The following is a 15,843-nucleotide window of genomic DNA, read 5'->3' on the forward strand; positions in this document are numbered from 1 at the left end:
ACCTTATGGCCTCGGCCGGTGTTCGTGGGGACCGAACCACGTGTTGGTCGCGGGTGATTCGCGGTGCGAGAGCGTCGCGGGCGGCCTGCCGTGCGCACGGGCCCTGCCGAGCGCGCTAGCGTGTGCCGCGTGAGAGTCGACCTGCTGACCCGTGAGTACCCGCCCTACGTCTACGGAGGCGCGGGCGTCCACGTCGCCGAGCTGTCCCGTGTGCTGCGCGAACGCATCGACGTGCGCGTGCGCAGCTTCGACGGACCCCGCAGCGAGGAGGGGGTCACGGGGTACTCGGTGCCCGGCTCGCTCTCCTCGGCGAACCCCGTGCTGGGGACGTTCGGCGTGGACCTGGCGATGGCCGACGACGTCGCAGGAGCCGACCTCGTGCACTCGCACACCTGGTACGCGAACCTCGGCGGCCACCTGGCCTCGCTCCTGCACGGGATCCCGCACGTCCTCAGCGCGCACTCGCTCGAGCCGCTGCGACCGTGGAAGGCCGAGCAGCTCGGGGGCGGCTACGCGCTGTCGGGCTGGGCCGAGAAGACGGCCTACGAGGCCGCGGCCGGCATCATCGCGGTCTCGGCGGGCATGCGCGCGGACATCCTGCGCTGCTACCCGGACGTCGACCCGGCCAAGGTGCACGTGGTCCACAACGGGATCGACCTCGACGGCTGGCGTCGCCCCGGTTCCGAGGCGCAGGTCGCCGCGGCGGACCGCGTGGTCCGCGACCTCGGGATCGACCCCGAGCGCCCGGCCGTGGTCTTCGTCGGGCGCATCACGCGCCAGAAGGGCCTGCCGTACCTGCTGCGCGCGGCCGCTCAGCTCCCTCCGGAGGTCCAGCTGATCCTGTGCGCGGGTGCACCCGACACCCCCGAGATCGCGACCGAGGTGAGCGAGGCCGTCGCGCGCCTCGCCGAGCAGCGCACCGGGGTCGTGTGGATCGAGCAGATGCTCCCGCGCGAGGAGCTCGTGGCGGTCCTGGCGGCCTCGACCGTGTTCGTGTGCCCCTCGGTCTACGAGCCGCTGGGGATCGTGAACCTCGAGGCCATGGCCGTGGGTCTGCCCGTCGTCGGCTCGGCGACCGGGGGCATCCCCGAGGTCATCGACGACGACGTCACGGGCCACCTGGTCCCGATCGAGCAGGTCGACGACGGGACGGGCACGCCCGTGGACCCGGACACGTTCGTCGCCGACCTCGCCGCTGCGCTCGTCGCGGTCGTCTCCGACCCGGAGCGGGCGCGCGAGATGGGTCGAGCGGCCCGGACGCGCGTCGAGGAGCACTTCGCGTGGGACGCGATCGCGGACCGCACGCTCGAGGTCTACCGCAGCGTGCTCGGGTCCGGTCCCGCCGCGTAGCGGGCGGTCGCGGCGGACATGGCCCGCCGCGCGGCACGGTCGACCTCGCGCAGGGCGGTCGAGCGCTGGTCGGCCTGCCAGAGGTTGACCGCGCCGCCGTCGTCGGCCGTGGCCAGGTCCACGATGGCCCGCAGCCGCGCGGCCTGGGCGAGCACGCGCACGCGGCGCGCGTCCGACTCCGAGCGGGCCGCGGGCAGCGGCCAGTCCGGGGGGGTCGTGGACCGCAGCGACGCGATCGTCTCGGCCGCGTCCTCGCGCCAGCGGGCGACGTCGAGCGAGGCCAGGGCCTCGGTCGCGGTGAGCAGGGCCACGCGCAGGTCGCGCTCGGCGTCCGCGAGGGTCCCGACGGCGGCGAGCACCTGGGTGCGCCACGTCGGCACGGGCGTCATGCGCCACGTGACGAGGTGCCCCGTCTCGTAGACGCTCCCGAACGCCGTGACCTCGGGCACGAGCGCCCAGGCGCCCTCGGGGGACTGCACGAGCAGGCACTCCTCGGCGTCGGTCGCGTCGGCGCTCACGACCGACGGCACGCCGAGCGGGTCGCCGGGGGCCGGCAGCACCGCGCACACCTCGAACGGCGAACGGGTCCAGCGGGCGACCAGGTCGGTCAGGGTCGAGGCCGTCCCGTCGCCCTCGACCGTGTGCGGTTCGTCGTCGAGCCGCACCGCGGCGACCGCGCGGCGCACGAGGGCCGTGCCGGGGCCGTCGGGATCGACCGGCTCGTCGGCCTGCGGGCCGAGCGCCTGCGACCACAGGGCGAGGACGACGGTACGGGGGAGCGCGAGGGCAGAGTGGGATTCCACGTCCGCCAACCTATAGGGTCGTGTCCCATGAGCTCGGTTCTGGACCTGCAGGCAGTCACGGTGCGCCGTGGCACGAAGACCATCCTCGACTCCGTGGACTGGCAGGTGAACGAGGGCGAGCGGTGGGTGATCCTGGGCCGCAACGGCGCGGGCAAGACGACCCTGCTGCAGATCGCGGCAGCACGCATGCACCCCACCGCGGGCAGCGCGGACCTGCTCGGCGAGCGGATGGGCCGCACCGACGTGTTCGGGCTGCGGCCCCGCATCGGCCTGGCGAGCGCGGCGCTCGCGGAGCAGATCCCGGCCTCGGAGACCGTCCGCAACGTGGTGGTCACCGCGGCCTACGGCGTCACGGGCCGCTGGACGGAGACGTACGAGGAGTTCGACACCGAGCGTGCCGACGACCTGCTCGCGGCCTTCGACGTGCTGCCGCTGGCCGACCGCCTGTTCGGCACGCTGAGCGAGGGTGAGCGCAAGCGCGTGCAGATCGCCCGCGCGCTCATGACCGACCCGGAGCTGCTGCTGCTCGACGAGCCCGCCGCCGGCCTGGACCTGGGCGGGCGCGAGGAGCTCGTCGGGGCGCTCTCGGAGCTTGCTGCGGACCCTGCCTCGCCCGTGCTGGTCCTCGTGACGCACCACGTCGAGGAGATCCCGCCGGGCTTCACGCACGTCCTGCTGCTCAAGGACGGCGGCGTCCACCGCGCCGGTCCGCTGCACGAGGTCCTGACGGCGGAGAACCTGAGCGCGGCGTTCGGCCTGCCGCTGTTCGTCGCGCACGGCGGCGGTCGCTGGATGGCGCGCGCGGCGCGCTGACGCGCGGCCCCGGACGCCCCGCGTCCGACACGCCCGATAGGTGCACGGAACTCGTTCTTCCGGTAAAATCTGGGCAAAGAACGCAGGTGGTGTCAACGCAGGTGATGTCGACGCGTCCACGACGCGCAGGACGAGCCGCACGACGGAAGGAACCGTCATGGACTGGTTGTGGTGGGTCGGAGCGGGTCTCCTCTTCGTCCTGATCGAGATCATCTCGCTCGACCTGGTGCTCATCATGTTCGCCGGGGGAGCGTTCGCAGCCGCGGGGGTCAACGCGGCCGGCGGTCCCTTGTGGCTGCAGATCATCACCTTCGCGGTCGTCTCGGCCGCTCTCCTGTTCTCGCTGCGCCCGTGGCTGCTGCGCCACCTGCGTCACCGCATGCCGCTCACCGAGACCGGCGCCGCCGCCCAGGTGGGTCGGTCCGCCGTCGTCGTGTCCCGGGTGACCGAGCTGGGCGGCCGCGTCAAGCTCCAGGGAGAGATCTGGAGCGCCCGGACCGTGGACGGGTCGCCGGAGCTGGCGACCGGTACCGAGGTCCGTGTGGTCCGCATCGACGGGGCCACGGCCGTGGTGCAGTCGGTCGCCTCCGACAGCCACACCGTCTGAGCCCGTCCAGCCGTCGCTCCGTCCGCCCCGCCCTTCCGCCGAGAAGCATCCTCAGGAGAAAGATCGATGACTGAACCAGAACCCGGAATGATCGCCGTCTACATCGTGCTCGGGCTGATCCTGCTGTTCGTGATCATCGCGCTCGTCAAGGCGGTGCGGATCGTCCCGCAGGCCACCGCGCTGATCATCGAGCGGCTGGGTCGCTACTCGAGCACGCTCGAGCCCGGTCTGCACCTGCTGATCCCGTTCGTGGACCGCGTGCGTGCGGGTGTCGACCTGCGCGAGCAGGTGGTCTCGTTCCCCCCGCAGCCCGTGATCACCTCGGACAACCTCGTGGTCAGCATCGACACGGTCATCTACTTCCAGGTCACCGAGCCCAAGTCGGCGGTCTACGAGATCGCCAACTACATCCAGGGCATCGAGCAGCTCACGGTCACCACGCTGCGCAACGTCGTCGGCTCCATGGACCTCGAGCAGACGCTCACGAGCCGCGACCAGATCAACGGCCAGCTCCGCGGCGTGCTCGACGAGGCGACCGGGCGCTGGGGCGTGCGCGTCAACCGCGTCGAGCTCAAGTCGATCGACCCGCCCGCGAGCGTGCAGGGCTCCATGGAGCAGCAGATGCGCGCCGAGCGTGACCGTCGCGCCACGATCCTCACGGCCGAGGGCATCAAGCAGTCCCAGGTGCTGACCGCAGAGGGCGAGAAGCAGGCCGCGATCCTGCGCGCAGAGGGCAACGCGCAGGCCGCGATCCTGAACGCCGAGGGTGAGGCGCGGGCCATCCTGCAGGTCTTCGACGCGATCCACGAGGGCGACGCGGACCCCAAGCTGCTCGCCTACCAGTACCTGCAGATGCTGCCCAAGATCGCCGACGGCACCGCGAGCAAGCTGTGGGTCGTCCCCACCGAGTTCACCGCGGCGCTGGGATCCATCGCGCAGGGCTTCGGCGGCGGTGCGCCCACGCCGTCCGGCGAAGGGTACGAGCCCTCCGAGGCGGCGCGCCGCGAGCGCGACCGGGACCGCGTCAAGTTCGGCACCCCGGCACTGGTCGACCCGGCCGAGGCGCTCGCCGAGGCCCGTCGTCAGGCCGAGGCCGCGACGGCCGACGCCACGAGCGCGGGCACGCACTCGGGCCTGCCGTTCGACCCGCAGGCGGAGAGCGGGCAGCGCCCCGGGGTCCCCGGCCAGCGCTTCGCCCCGGCCCCGGAGCCGGGCACCGCGTCGCCGCGTCCGCTCGGCCCGCCGGCCGTCCCGACCGACGCGTCGGAGCCCGGCGAGGGGACGCCGGAGGATCGCCCCTAGGGCATCACCACAGCAGGACCGTACGCCCGAGGGGGCGCCGCGCTCGCGGCGCCCCCTCGGGCGTCCGTGCATCTGGTTGCGTCGGGCAACCTTGACGAGTGAGTGCTCACTCATTTAGGGTCGAGGGCGTGAGCACCCCCTCGGGCCGCGCCCGACCCATGAGCCGTGACGACCGCCGCGCGGCGATCGCCGCCGCGACCGTCCCCCTGCTCGCGCGCTACGGCTCGGCCGTGACGACCCGGCAGATCGCCCAGGCGGCCGACGTCGCCGAGGGCACGCTCTTCCGCGCGTTCGAGGACAAGGACGAGCTGATCCACGCGGCCCTCGTGGCCGCGCTCGACCCGGCGCCGCTCGTGCGCGCGATCAGCGAGACGGCCGACCGCGGGTCCCTCCCGGAGACCCTCACGGCCCTGGCCGAGCTGATCCAGGACAGCCAGCGCGCGACCGCCAAGATCGTCCAGGTCGCCCATCAGGTCATGGGGGACCGGGGCGGCCCGCCGGGCGGTCCGGGGGGCGACGCCCGCCGTCGCCACCGGGACGACGTGCACCGCAACCATGGCAAGCAGGGCCCGGACTCGCACCGCGACGCCCGGATGTCGGCCGTCCAGGACATCGTCGAGGCGATCGAGGCGAGCCTCGTCCCGTACGCGGACGAGCTGCGGACCGAGCCCCGCGTGGCCGCGAGCGTCTTCTTCTTCCTCGTGCACGGCCATGCGAGCCCGCTGCTGTTCCAGGACGGGCCGCTCGACGCGACCCAGATCGTCGACGTGTTCCTCCACGGCGTCCTCGAGGCGCCGTGCCAGGGCGCGGGCCCGCCCCATGCGGTGGGCCCGCCCCACGCGGCGGTCCGTCCGCCCGACCCGCACGTCGCAGCCCCGGACCCGACGGCGTCGCTCGCCTGAGGCGCTCGGCCTGCCGTCGCGGACCTCACCGCGGCGTCGCATGCTGGACCTCTCGCCGAGGTCACCGAAATCGCTCGACGTGCGCTCCGCCGTCGGGCACCTTGAGACCTGCTCGCCCCGCCCCCACCTCCGACAGGACACCCCAGATGCTCCAACGTCTCCTGAAGACCTACCTCCGCCCGTACTGGACGCCCATATCGATCCTGCTCGTGCTCCAGCTCGTGCAGACCATCGCGACCCTCTACCTGCCCAGCCTCAACGCCGACATCATCGACAAGGGCGTCACGCAGGGCGACACCGCCTACATCATGCGCACGGGCGGCGTCATGCTCGCGATCAGCCTCGGTCAGGTGATCTGCGCGATCGTCGCGGTGTACTTCGGCGCCAAGGTCGCCATGTCGTTCGGGCGCGACGTGCGCAACGGGCTCTTCACGCGCGTCCAGTCGTTCTCCGCGCAGGAGATGGGTGTGCTCGGTGCCCCGTCGCTCATCACGCGCACCACGAACGACGTCCAGCAGGTCCAGATGGTGGTGCTCATGGGCTTCACCATCATGGTCATGGCGCCCATCATGCTCGTGGGCGGCGTCATCATGGCGCTCCAGGAGGACGTCGAGCTCTCGGCGCTGCTCCTGGTCGTGGTGCCCGTGCTCGGGGTCGTCGTGGGGCTGATCATCTCGCGCATGGTGCCGTACTTCCGCAAGATGCAGAAGCGCATCGACGCGATCAACGGGGTGCTGCGCGAGCAGATCTCCGGCATCCGCGTCATCCGGGCCTTCGTGCGCGAGCGTCGCGAGGAGGAGCGCTTCGCGGTCGCCAACGACCGGCTCTACGACACCTCGCTGCGGGTCGGCAAGCTCATGGCGCTGATGTTCCCGACCGTCATGCTCGTCATGAACGCGACCAGCGTCGCGGTCCTGTGGTTCGGTGCGTACCGCGTCCAGGACGGGATGCAGATCGGGGCGCTCACGGCGTTCCTCAGCTACATCATGTACATCCTCATGGCCGTGATGATGTCGACCATGATCTTCATGATGGTCCCGCGCGCGGCCGTCTCGGCCGAGCGCATCGGCGAGGTCCTCGACACCGAGACCACCGTGGTCGAGTCCCCGACGCCGGTCCGCCTGGCGCCCCGCGAGGACCGCACCGGAGTCATCACGTTCGAGGACGTGGACTTCCGGTACCCCGGTGCCGAGGACCCCGTGCTCCACGACCTCACGTTCACGGCGCGTCCCGGCGGCACGACCGCGATCATCGGGTCCACGGGATCGGGCAAGACGACGCTGCTCCAGCTCGTCCCGCGGCTCTTCGACGCGACCAAGGGCTCGGTCCGCATCGACGGCACCGACGTCCGCGACGTCGCGCTCCAGGACCTGTGGTCGATGATCGGCTACGTCCCCCAGAAGGCCTACCTGTTCTCCGGGACCGTGCGCGACAACGTGCGCTACGGCAAGGAGGACGCGACCGACGAGGAGGTCTGGGAGGCGCTCGAGGTCGCGCAGGCCCGCGACTTCGTCGAGCAGCTCGAAGGACAGCTCGACGCTCCTGTGTCCCAGGGCGGCACCAACTTCTCGGGCGGCCAGCGCCAGCGGCTCGCGATCGCCCGGGCGATCGTGCGCAAGCCCAGCGTGTACCTGTTCGACGACTCGTTCTCGGCCCTCGACTACGCGACCGACGCCGCCCTGCGGCTCGCGCTCGCACCCCGCACCCGCGAGGCCACGGTCCTCCTGGTCGCCCAGCGGGTCGCGACCATCCGCCACGCCGAGCAGATCGTCGTGCTCGAGCACGGGCGCATCGTCGGCACCGGCACCCACGACGAGCTCCTGGAGACGTGCGAGACATATCAGGAGATCGTGTACTCGCAGCTCTCGGCGCAGGAGGCAGCATGAGCACCCAGACCCCCCGCCCTGGCGACAACCCGGGCGACAAGAACGCCGAGACCTTCGTGACGTCGTCGGGCGGTGTGCAGGACGGCGCGCCGACGCACGACGCTCCGGAACCCCAGGACGGGGTGGACGCTGCGGGCGACAAGCCCGACCTGTCCACCACACGCCTCAAGGGACGCCCGCAGGGCGGCGGCCACGGCCCCATGGGCGGCATGGGCATGCCCACCGAGAAGGCCATGGACTTCACGGGCTCCCTCAAGCGCTTCGCGGGCTACCTGCGTGTCGAGCGGCTCGCCGTCGTCGTCATCACGGTCCTGTCGATCCTGTCCGTGACCCTCGCCGTGCTGGGCCCCAAGCTCCTCGGCAACGGCACCAACGTGATCTTCGCGGGCGTGATCGGCTCGCAGATGCCCGCGGACGTGACGAAGGCGCAGGCCGTCGAGAACCTGCGCGCCAACGGCCAGGGCACGCAGGCCGACATGCTCGCGGCCATGGACGTCGTGCCCGGCCAGGGCATCGACTTCGCGGCCCTGCGCACGATCCTGCTGCTGGTCCTCGCGATCTACGTCGGGTCCTTCCTCTTCGGGTGGATCCAGGGTCGCGTGACCACGTCCGTGGTCCAGCGCACGGTGCGCCGCCTGCGCGCCGAGGTCGAGGCCAAGCTCGGTCGCCTGCCGCTGTCGTACTTCGACCGGCAGAAGAAGGGCGAGGTCCTCAGCCGCGTCACCAACGACATCGACAACGTCGCGCAGACCCTCCAGCAGACGCTGTCGCAGCTCGTGACCTCGGTCCTGACCGTGGTCGGCGTGCTCGCCATGATGTTCTGGATCTCGCCGCTGCTCGCGGTCATCGCGCTCGTGACCGTGCCGCTCTCGGTGCTCGTCACGGCCCTGATCGCCAAGCGCTCGCAGCCGCAGTTCATCAAGCAGTGGGCCGCGACCGGGCGCCTCAACGCGCACGTCGAGGAGATGTACACGGGCCACGCGCTCGTCAAGGTCTACGGCCACCAGCAGACGGCCGTCGACACGTTCGAGACCGAGAACGCCGAGCTCTACGAGGCGAGCTTCAAGGCGCAGTTCATCTCCGGGATCATCCAGCCCGCGATGGGCTTCGTCGCGAACCTCAACTACGTGATCGTGGCCGTGGTCGGCGGCCTGCGCGTCGCGTCGGGAACCCTGTCGCTGGGTGACGTCCAGGCGTTCATCCAGTACTCGCGCCAGTTCACGCAACCCATCACGCAGATCGCGTCGATGATGAACCTCCTGCAGTCGGGCGTCGCCTCCGCGGAGCGCGTGTTCGAGCTGCTCGACGCCGAGGAGCAGTCCCCGGACCCCTCGCCCGCGGCCGTCGTCACGGACGTGCAGGGCCGGGTCGCGTTCGAGGACGTCTCGTTCCGCTACGTGCCCGACCGCCCGCTGATCGACGACCTGTCGATCGTGGCCGAGCCCGGCCAGACCGTCGCGATCGTCGGACCCACGGGAGCCGGCAAGACGACGCTCGTGAACCTCATCATGCGGTTCTACGAGGTCGACGGCGGGCGCATCACGCTCGACGGCGTCGACGTCCGGACCATGAGCCGGGACGGGCTGCGGTCCAACATCGGCATGGTCCTGCAGGACACCTGGCTCTTCAAGGGCACCATCGAGGAGAACCTGCGCTACGGCGTGCCCGACGGCGTCGAGGTCACCGAGGAGCAGTTCCTCGAGGCGACGCGTGCCACGCACGTGGACCCGTTCGTGCGCACGCTGCCCGACGGCTACGCGACCGTGATCGACGACGAGGGTTCGGGCGTGAGCGCGGGCGAGAAGCAGCTCCTGACGATCGCACGCGCGTTCCTCGCCGACCCGGCGATCCTCATCCTCGACGAGGCGACCAGCTCGGTCGACACTCGGACCGAGGTGCTCGTGCAGCAGGCCATGAACGCGCTGCGCGCCGGGCGGACCTCGTTCGTGATCGCGCACCGGTTGTCGACCATCCGCGATGCCGACGTCATCCTCGTCATGGAGGACGGCGCGATCGTCGAGATGGGCAACCACGAGGTGCTCATCGAGAAGGGCGGCGCGTACGCGCGGCTCTACGAGAGCCAGTTCGCGGCCGCGGCGGTCGAGGAGGCCGTCGAGGGCGAGATGACCCGGTGACCTCGTGACCGTGCGAGGCGGTGACGCGTGAGGGTGACCGCCTGAGGCGGTGACCCGTGGGGCCCCGGTGACGTCGTCGCCGGGGCCTCGCCGTGTGACGGGCCCGTACCGGTGTGACAGGCCCCGTGCCGTAGGACGACGAACGCCGGCACCGCCTTCTGGGCGGGACCGGCGTTCGAGGTGTCGCCCGGGTCGCGGGCGTGATCTGGGGTGGAGCGTCAGGAAGCGGTGTAGCCCGCGCCGGCGCAGAGCGACTCGAGCTCGGCCACGGCCTCGGTGACGCCCGTCGTGTCGATGCTGTCGCCCGTGCCCTTGAAGAGGTCGTCGGCCATCTGGAACGGGGTCTTGATGCTGCTGATGAGGGCGTTGGCGTCCTCCGGACCAGCGAGGCGCAGGACGGCCTCGAGCTGGATGTTGGTGCTGCGCATGGCGTTCGACTCGTCCTCGGTGAGGGCGGTCATGTCGTACTCGAGCTCGTCGGTGACGCGCTGCGCGAGCGACTGGTCACCGCCGTCGAAGTACTTCGCGCACACCTCGGCGCTCGTGGCGCCCGTGGGGGTCTCGTCGGGCGAGGAACCGCTGTCGGTTGCCGTGTCGGTCGCGCACGCGCTCAGGAGCGCGATAGCGCCCACAGCCGCAAGTGCCAGCATCTGCTTTCTCATGGATCCATGAAATCACGCGGGAACCCGGGTGAAAGTATGCATAAGGGGGACGGATGTCCAAGAGTGAGCGACGTCTCATTCCGAGGTCCTCCTGGGAGCGATCCCTCGTGATCGGGATCACGCGGTGCTGTCAGGTCGGGCCTCACAGCGACCCCTCAGCCGGCACCTGCGGAGGGCACACGCCGGGTCCGTAGACCGGAGGCATGACCTTCCACGAACCGCACCCCAGCACCTCGTCCGCCCCCGAGCCCTCGGTCGTCGCGCCGACACCCCGACGGCGCCGACGGCGGGTGCTGCTCGCCGGCGGGCTGGCGCTCACCCTGGCCCTCGGCGGGACGACCGCCTGGGCGCTCGACCGGTTCGTCGTCGAGCACGTCGAGATCGCCGACGTCTCGGCCTACGAGGCGAGCCGGGCCTCGGCGAGCGGCTCCGCGGAGGCGGCGACGTCGTCGGGCACCTCGAGCGCGGGCACGAGCGCGACCTCCGACGGGACGGGCGTGAGCGTGCGCCAGGTCGTCGAGGGCGCGGGTGACGACACCGTGACGTACTACGTCGCGGACGTCGTCCTGGGGGACGCGACCGACCTGCGCTCGGCGTTCGCCCAGGACGCGTACGGCGAGAACATCACCGAGAAGACCTCCGACATCGCGGCCGACAACGACGCGCTCTTCGCGATCAACGGTGACTACTACGGGTTCCGGTCCACGGGCATCGTGATCCGCAACGGCGTCGTCTACCGCGACGAAGGCGCGCGCGAGGGCCTCGCGTTCTACCGCGACGGGACCGTCGAGATCTACGACGAGACGACCACGACCGCACAGGAGCTCGTGGACGCGGGCGTGTGGAACACGCTGTCGTTCGGGCCCGCGCTGCTCGACGACGGAGAGGTCGTCGACGGGATCGACGGCGTCGAGGTCGACACCAACGTCGGCAACCACTCGATCCAGGGCGAGCAGCCCCGCACCGCCGTGGGCGTGGTCGACGCGAACCACCTGGTGTTCGTCGTGGTCGACGGGCGCAGCACCGGGTACAGCCGCGGCGTCACCATGACCGGGCTCGCCGAGATCATGCAGGACCTGGGGGCCACGACCGCGTACAACCTCGACGGCGGCGGGTCGTCGACCATGTACTACGACGGCGAGCTCGTCAACGACCCCCTCGGCCGCGGCGCCGAGCGGGGCACCTCCGACATCCTGTACGTCGGGGAGTGACGGCCGTGATCGTGCTGGTCCCGGCCTACGAGCCGGACTCGACGCTCGTGCGGCTGGTCGCCGAGCTGCGTGCCACGGGCGCTGTGCAGGGGATCGTCGTGGTCGACGACGGCAGCGGGCCGAGGTTCCGCCCCGTGCTCGACGACGTCGCTCGCGTCGGGGCGGTCGTCGTCGGGTTCGCCGCCAATCGCGGCAAGGGCGCGGCGCTGCGGCGCGGGTTCGCCGAGGTCGCGCGGCGCTGGCCCGGCCAGGACGTGGTGTGCGCCGACGCCGACGGGCAGCACGGAGTCGCTGACGTCCTGCGGGTCGGGGAGCAGGTGTCCGCCGGTGAGGGGGCCATGGTCCTCGGGGCGCGCGCGTTCGCCGGGGACGTGCCCGTGCGCAGCCGGCTCGGCAACACCGTGACCCGGTGGCTGTTCCACGCGGCGACCGGGCTACGGGTCCAGGACACCCAGACCGGCCTGCGCGGGTACCCCGCCTCGATGATCGGGTGGCTCCTCGACGTGCGCGGCGACCGGTACGAGTACGAGCTCAACATGCTGCTGGCCGCGGCGCGCGAGGGGCGACCCGTGGTCGAGGTCGAGATCGAGACCATCTACCTCGACGACAACGCGTCCTCGCACTTCCGGCCCCTCGCCGACTCGGCCCGCATCTACGCGCCGCTGCTCGCGTTCTCGCTGTCGTCGCTCCTCGCGTTCGGGATCGACACCGCGGCGCTGCTGGTGCTCGACGCCGTGACCGGGTCCCTGCTGGTGTCCGTCGTGGGGGCGCGCGGGGTCAGCGGGGCCGTGAACTTCGTGGTGAACCGGCGGGTGTTCGCTGGTGCTGGTGCTGGTGCTGGTGCTGGTGCTGGTGCTGGTGCTGCGGGCGACAGCGGGCGCGGGCGGGGGGCCGCGCTGCGGTACGCGGCGCTCGCGGTCGGGCTGCTGGTCGCGGGATACGGGATGCTCTGGGGTCTGACCGGGCTGGGGCTCGCGCTGCTGCCTGCCAAGGTCGTGACCGAGGTGCTGCTGTTCGCGACGAGCTATCAGGTGCAGAGGCGCGTGGTGTTCCGTCCGGGGGTGCCGACGGACACGACGGGGCCCGCGACCCAGATGGTCCGGACCACACCGGACGGCACTCCGGACGGTGCTCCGGTGGCCGGACGGTCCCGACGGTCCGGAGCGAGCGGGAGCGTCGCTGCCGCCGTGCGGCCGGTCACCGAGCACGAGGTTCCGTGCGCTCGACCACGAGGTTGAGGTCGCGAACGCCGTCAGAACGACCGCAACCTCGTGCTCGGCACCGGTGGGTCTCTGAGGGGAGCCCCGGTCGGCGTCGGTGAGCGGTCGGGTGTCATGGCCGCCCGATGCCGATCGGCCCCCGTCGGTGCGGGAGAATCTGAGCGTGCAGATCATCCACGTGACCGACCCGGCCGACCCTCGGCTCGCCGACTACACGAACCTCACGGACGTCGAGCTCCGCTCGAAGAACGAGCCGGAGAAGGGCATGTACATCGCCGAGAGCACCACGGTGATCCACCGGGCCCTCCGTGCCGGGCACCGGCCGCGGTCGTTCCTCATGGCCGAGAAGTGGCTCCCGGGCCTCGAGGAGGCGATCTCCGCCGTCGGGCTGGACGACGGGCCCGGAGGGACGGGCGAGCCAGTGCCCGTGTACATCGCCGAGCCCGCCATCCTGGAGTCGATCACCGGTTTCAACCTGCACCGTGGCGCGCTGTCCGCGATGCACCGACCGGTCCTGCCGAGCGTGCACGAGCTGCTCACGACCGCCCGCGACGGGCAGGGCGCACGACGGGTCGCGATCCTGGAGGACATCGTCGACCACACCAACGTGGGCGCGATCTTCCGCGGGGCGGCCGGCCTCGGGGTGGACGCCGTGCTCGTGTCGCCGCGCTGCTCGGACCCCTTGTACCGGCGCAGCGTGCGGGTCTCGATGGGGACGGTGTTCCAGGTGCCGTGGACGCGGCTCGAGTCGTGGCCGGAGGGCGTCGAGGAGCTACGCGAGCACGGGTTCACGGTCGCGGCGCTCGCGCTGTCGGACGACTCGCTCACGCTCGACGAGTACGTCGCGCGGGGCGACGAGAGGTCGGCGTTCGTGTTCGGGACCGAGGGCCACGGGCTGCAGCGCTCGACGCTCACGGCCGTGGACCACGTCGTGAAGATCCCGATGAGCGGGGGAGTGGACTCGCTCAACGTCGCGGCGAGCGCCGCGGTGGTGTTCTGGGCGACGCGCGCGTAGAGGTCGCCTGAGTGGCGCAGTCCCGTGTGCCGCGCCGGGTCGCGAGGGCGGGAGGTGCCTTCCATGGAGCTACAACAATCGTGGTGGCTCCGCAGCAAGCGGGCTGGGCTGACCGCCGCGCAGGCGAGGCCCCCGCCTGACGTGCGCGACGCCGTCGGGCACCCGGGCACCAGCCCCGACGGCAGCCCCGAACACTCCTCCTGACCTCGCAGGACGTCGATTGTGACGGAAAGCACAAAGTCGAAGGCCTGTCGCGGCACCCCTCGGCCGACCGCCGTTCTTCGGGCGAAACGGCCCGCTCCGACCGTCGCCCGCGCGCCTGGCGCGGCCCGCCGTCGGGCACCACGGGGCCACGGGGGACGAGCCCGCCCGAGTTGATCCACAACAACGCCTCGGACGGCCAAGTCCGCAGGTCAGAGGGCTGTCGACGCCGCTGTCCCGGTTCGGGACCAAGGGCGCCGCGACGGGACCTAGGTCCCGGTACGCACGAGTGAACTCGTCCATATGTTGTGGGTGCCCCCAGCCCCACTTCTCGGACGGAGACACCCGGTGGTCACAGCCGACGTAGCCCCCAGACCAGCACACCAGGTGAGCACCGACGCGCGCCGCGACCTCCTCGACTGGGACCCCAACGACCCCCAGCGCTGGGACTCGAAGGTCGCCTGGAGCACGCTCTGGGTCACGACGTTCAACCTCATGCTCGCGTTCATCATCTGGTACCTGCCCGGGGCGCTCATCCCCACGCTCGGCACGGTCACCGGGTGGGACCTGAGCGAGAGCCAGTCGTACTGGCTGCTCGCCATGCCCGGCCTCACGGGCGGCCTGCTCCGCATCGTCTGGATGATGCTCCCGCCCATGCTCGGCACCCGCAAGATGCTGACGCTGTCCGCGCTCCTCATGATCATCCCGTTCGTCGGGTGGACCTGGGTCGTGATGCTCCCGACGCAGCCCTCGTACGCGCTGCTCGTCGCGCTCGCCCTGGCAGCCGGCCTCGGCGGCGGCGTCTTCTCGGGCTACATGCCCTCGACGTCGTACTTCTTCCCCAAGAGCAAGCAGGGCACGGCCCTGGGTCTGCAGGCAGGGATCGGCAACTTCGGCGTCTCGGTCGTCCAGTTCGTCGTCCCGTGGGCCATCGGGTTCGGGATGTTCGGCCTCGCCGGCCAGCTCGCGCACCCGCAGAACGCCGAGCCGCGCCAGGTCTGGTTGCAGAACCCGGGCCTCATCTTCATCCCGTTCGCGGTCGTCGGCGTCGTGCTCGCCTGGACCCTGCTCAAGTCGGTGCCGGTCAAGGCCAACCTCAAGCAGCAGTTCGACATCTTCCAGAACAAGCACACCTGGCTCATGACCATGGAGTACGTCCTCACGTTCGGGATCTTCTCCGGGCTCGCCGGCACGTTCGGCATGCTCCTCAAGCAGCAGTTCGGCCCCGAGTACCTGACCTGGGTCTTCCTCGGCGCGCTCGTCGGCTCGCTCGCCCGCATGTGCTGGGGGCCGCTCTGCGACCGCTTCGGCGGGGGCGTCTGGACCGTGGTGTCCGGGATCGGCGTCGCGGCCTCGGCCGGGCTCGTGCTGTTCGGTCAGGTCACGGTGGCGGACGGCGAGACGCCCAGCCTCCCGATCTTCATGACCGGGATGGTCCTGATCTTCTTCTTCTGCGGGGTCGGCAACGCCGCGACGTTCAAGCAGATGCCCATGATCTTCCCGGCCCGTCAGGCGGGTGGCGTGATCGGCTGGACGGCCGCGATCGCCGCGTTCGGACCGTTCCTGTTCTCGATGCTGTTCAACTACCTGCCGAGGACGGCCGTGTTCGGCGGGATCATCGCCTACGCGCTCCTGTGCGCGGGCATCGCGTGGCACTTCTACGCACGCCCCGGCGCCGAGGCCAAGAGCTGACCGTGCGCCCGTCAGCAGTGCGTCCGGCACGCCCCGCGCCCGGC

The 15,843-nt window shown here is 71.3% G+C and carries 13 protein-coding genes; 11 read left to right on the top strand and 2 right to left on the bottom strand.

Annotated elements, in window-relative coordinates:
• The first annotated feature begins 129 nt into the window (after nucleotides 1–129).
• Entirely contained in the window at nucleotides 130–1,350 is a 1,221-nt protein-coding gene (glgA, locus tag ACIPWA_RS18795) for a glycogen synthase (RefSeq protein ID WP_400292129.1), read from the top strand.
• Here glgA and ACIPWA_RS18800 read toward each other — a convergent pair.
• Nucleotides 1,314–2,153: a hypothetical protein gene (locus ACIPWA_RS18800; protein ID WP_056647124.1), complete on the bottom strand. Its 840-nt coding sequence runs from the start codon at nucleotides 2,151–2,153 to the stop codon at nucleotides 1,314–1,316. The genes glgA and ACIPWA_RS18800 overlap by 37 nt on opposite strands.
• 27 nt (nucleotides 2,154–2,180) lie before the next feature.
• On the opposite strand from ACIPWA_RS18800, the gene ACIPWA_RS18805 reads away from it, so the two are divergent.
• The 6 genes from ACIPWA_RS18805 to ACIPWA_RS18830 all read left to right on the top strand — a co-directional run bounded on the left by ACIPWA_RS18805 (nucleotide 2,181) and on the right by ACIPWA_RS18830 (nucleotide 9,798).
• On the top strand, nucleotides 2,181–2,966 hold the full coding sequence (locus ACIPWA_RS18805) for an ABC transporter ATP-binding protein (protein ID WP_056647120.1): 786 nt from the start codon (nucleotides 2,181–2,183) through the stop codon (nucleotides 2,964–2,966).
• 157 nt (nucleotides 2,967–3,123) lie between these two features.
• The gene (locus ACIPWA_RS18810; RefSeq protein WP_056647117.1) at nucleotides 3,124–3,573 is read left to right on the top strand and encodes an NfeD family protein; all 450 of its coding nucleotides are present in this window, start codon (nucleotides 3,124–3,126) and stop codon (nucleotides 3,571–3,573) included.
• A 66-nt stretch (nucleotides 3,574–3,639) separates the two neighbouring features.
• Entirely contained in the window at nucleotides 3,640–4,875 is a 1,236-nt protein-coding gene (locus ACIPWA_RS18815; protein WP_400292132.1) for an SPFH domain-containing protein, read from the top strand.
• A 128-nt stretch (nucleotides 4,876–5,003) separates the two neighbouring features.
• Nucleotides 5,004–5,777, top strand: coding sequence for a TetR/AcrR family transcriptional regulator (locus ACIPWA_RS18820; protein WP_400292134.1), 774 nt, complete (start codon nucleotides 5,004–5,006; stop codon nucleotides 5,775–5,777).
• 146 nt (nucleotides 5,778–5,923) lie between these two features.
• Nucleotides 5,924–7,663: an ABC transporter ATP-binding protein gene (locus ACIPWA_RS18825; protein WP_068625937.1), complete on the top strand. Its 1,740-nt coding sequence runs from the start codon at nucleotides 5,924–5,926 to the stop codon at nucleotides 7,661–7,663.
• A gap of 200 nt (nucleotides 7,664–7,863) precedes the next feature.
• Nucleotides 7,864–9,798 (top strand): ABC transporter ATP-binding protein, encoded by a 1,935-nt coding sequence (locus tag ACIPWA_RS18830; protein ID WP_369800648.1) that lies wholly within the window; start codon nucleotides 7,864–7,866, stop codon nucleotides 9,796–9,798.
• Between the two features lie 218 nt (nucleotides 9,799–10,016).
• On the opposite strand, the gene ACIPWA_RS18835 is transcribed toward ACIPWA_RS18830, so the two are convergent.
• Nucleotides 10,017–10,460 (bottom strand): hypothetical protein, encoded by a 444-nt coding sequence (locus tag ACIPWA_RS18835; RefSeq protein WP_157257392.1) that lies wholly within the window; start codon nucleotides 10,458–10,460, stop codon nucleotides 10,017–10,019.
• A gap of 203 nt (nucleotides 10,461–10,663) precedes the next feature.
• On the opposite strand from ACIPWA_RS18835, the gene ACIPWA_RS18840 reads away from it, so the two are divergent.
• The 4 genes from ACIPWA_RS18840 to ACIPWA_RS18855 all read left to right on the top strand — a co-directional run bounded on the left by ACIPWA_RS18840 (nucleotide 10,664) and on the right by ACIPWA_RS18855 (nucleotide 15,799).
• Nucleotides 10,664–11,671 (top strand): phosphodiester glycosidase family protein, encoded by a 1,008-nt coding sequence (locus ACIPWA_RS18840; protein ID WP_400292137.1) that lies wholly within the window; start codon nucleotides 10,664–10,666, stop codon nucleotides 11,669–11,671.
• Nucleotides 11,668–12,909 (top strand): glycosyltransferase, encoded by a 1,242-nt coding sequence (locus ACIPWA_RS18845; RefSeq protein ID WP_400292139.1) that lies wholly within the window; start codon nucleotides 11,668–11,670, stop codon nucleotides 12,907–12,909. The genes ACIPWA_RS18840 and ACIPWA_RS18845 overlap by 4 nt, the downstream gene beginning before the upstream one ends.
• Before the next feature lie 145 nt (nucleotides 12,910–13,054).
• Nucleotides 13,055–13,906 carry a TrmH family RNA methyltransferase gene (locus tag ACIPWA_RS18850; protein ID WP_400292140.1) on the top strand — a complete coding sequence of 284 codons (852 nt, stop codon included), beginning with the start codon at nucleotides 13,055–13,057 and terminating at the stop codon, nucleotides 13,904–13,906.
• Between the two features lie 588 nt (nucleotides 13,907–14,494).
• On the top strand, nucleotides 14,495–15,799 hold the full coding sequence (locus ACIPWA_RS18855) for an MFS transporter (protein WP_056647091.1): 1,305 nt from the start codon (nucleotides 14,495–14,497) through the stop codon (nucleotides 15,797–15,799).
• Nucleotides 15,800–15,843 lie beyond the last annotated feature (44 nt).

This window comes from Oerskovia enterophila (assembly GCF_044748475.1).
GTDB classification, from domain to species: Bacteria; Actinomycetota; Actinomycetes; order Actinomycetales; family Cellulomonadaceae; genus Oerskovia; species Oerskovia enterophila.

Excerpts from the sequence above, each read along its gene's own strand:
- ACIPWA_RS18805 (WP_056647120.1), top strand. The coding sequence starts at position 2,181 with ATGAGCTCGGTTCTGGACCTGCAGGCAGTCACGGTGCGCCGTGGCACG.
- ACIPWA_RS18835 (WP_157257392.1), bottom strand. The coding sequence starts at position 10,460 with ATGAGAAAGCAGATGCTGGCACTTGCGGCTGTGGGCGCTATCGCGCTC.
- ACIPWA_RS18830 (WP_369800648.1), top strand. The coding sequence starts at position 7,864 with ATGGGCGGCATGGGCATGCCCACCGAGAAGGCCATGGACTTCACGGGC.
- ACIPWA_RS18825 (WP_068625937.1), top strand. The coding sequence starts at position 5,924 with ATGCTCCAACGTCTCCTGAAGACCTACCTCCGCCCGTACTGGACGCCC.
- ACIPWA_RS18810 (WP_056647117.1), top strand. The coding sequence starts at position 3,124 with ATGGACTGGTTGTGGTGGGTCGGAGCGGGTCTCCTCTTCGTCCTGATC.
- ACIPWA_RS18840 (WP_400292137.1), top strand. The coding sequence starts at position 10,664 with ATGACCTTCCACGAACCGCACCCCAGCACCTCGTCCGCCCCCGAGCCC.
- ACIPWA_RS18815 (WP_400292132.1), top strand. The coding sequence starts at position 3,640 with ATGACTGAACCAGAACCCGGAATGATCGCCGTCTACATCGTGCTCGGG.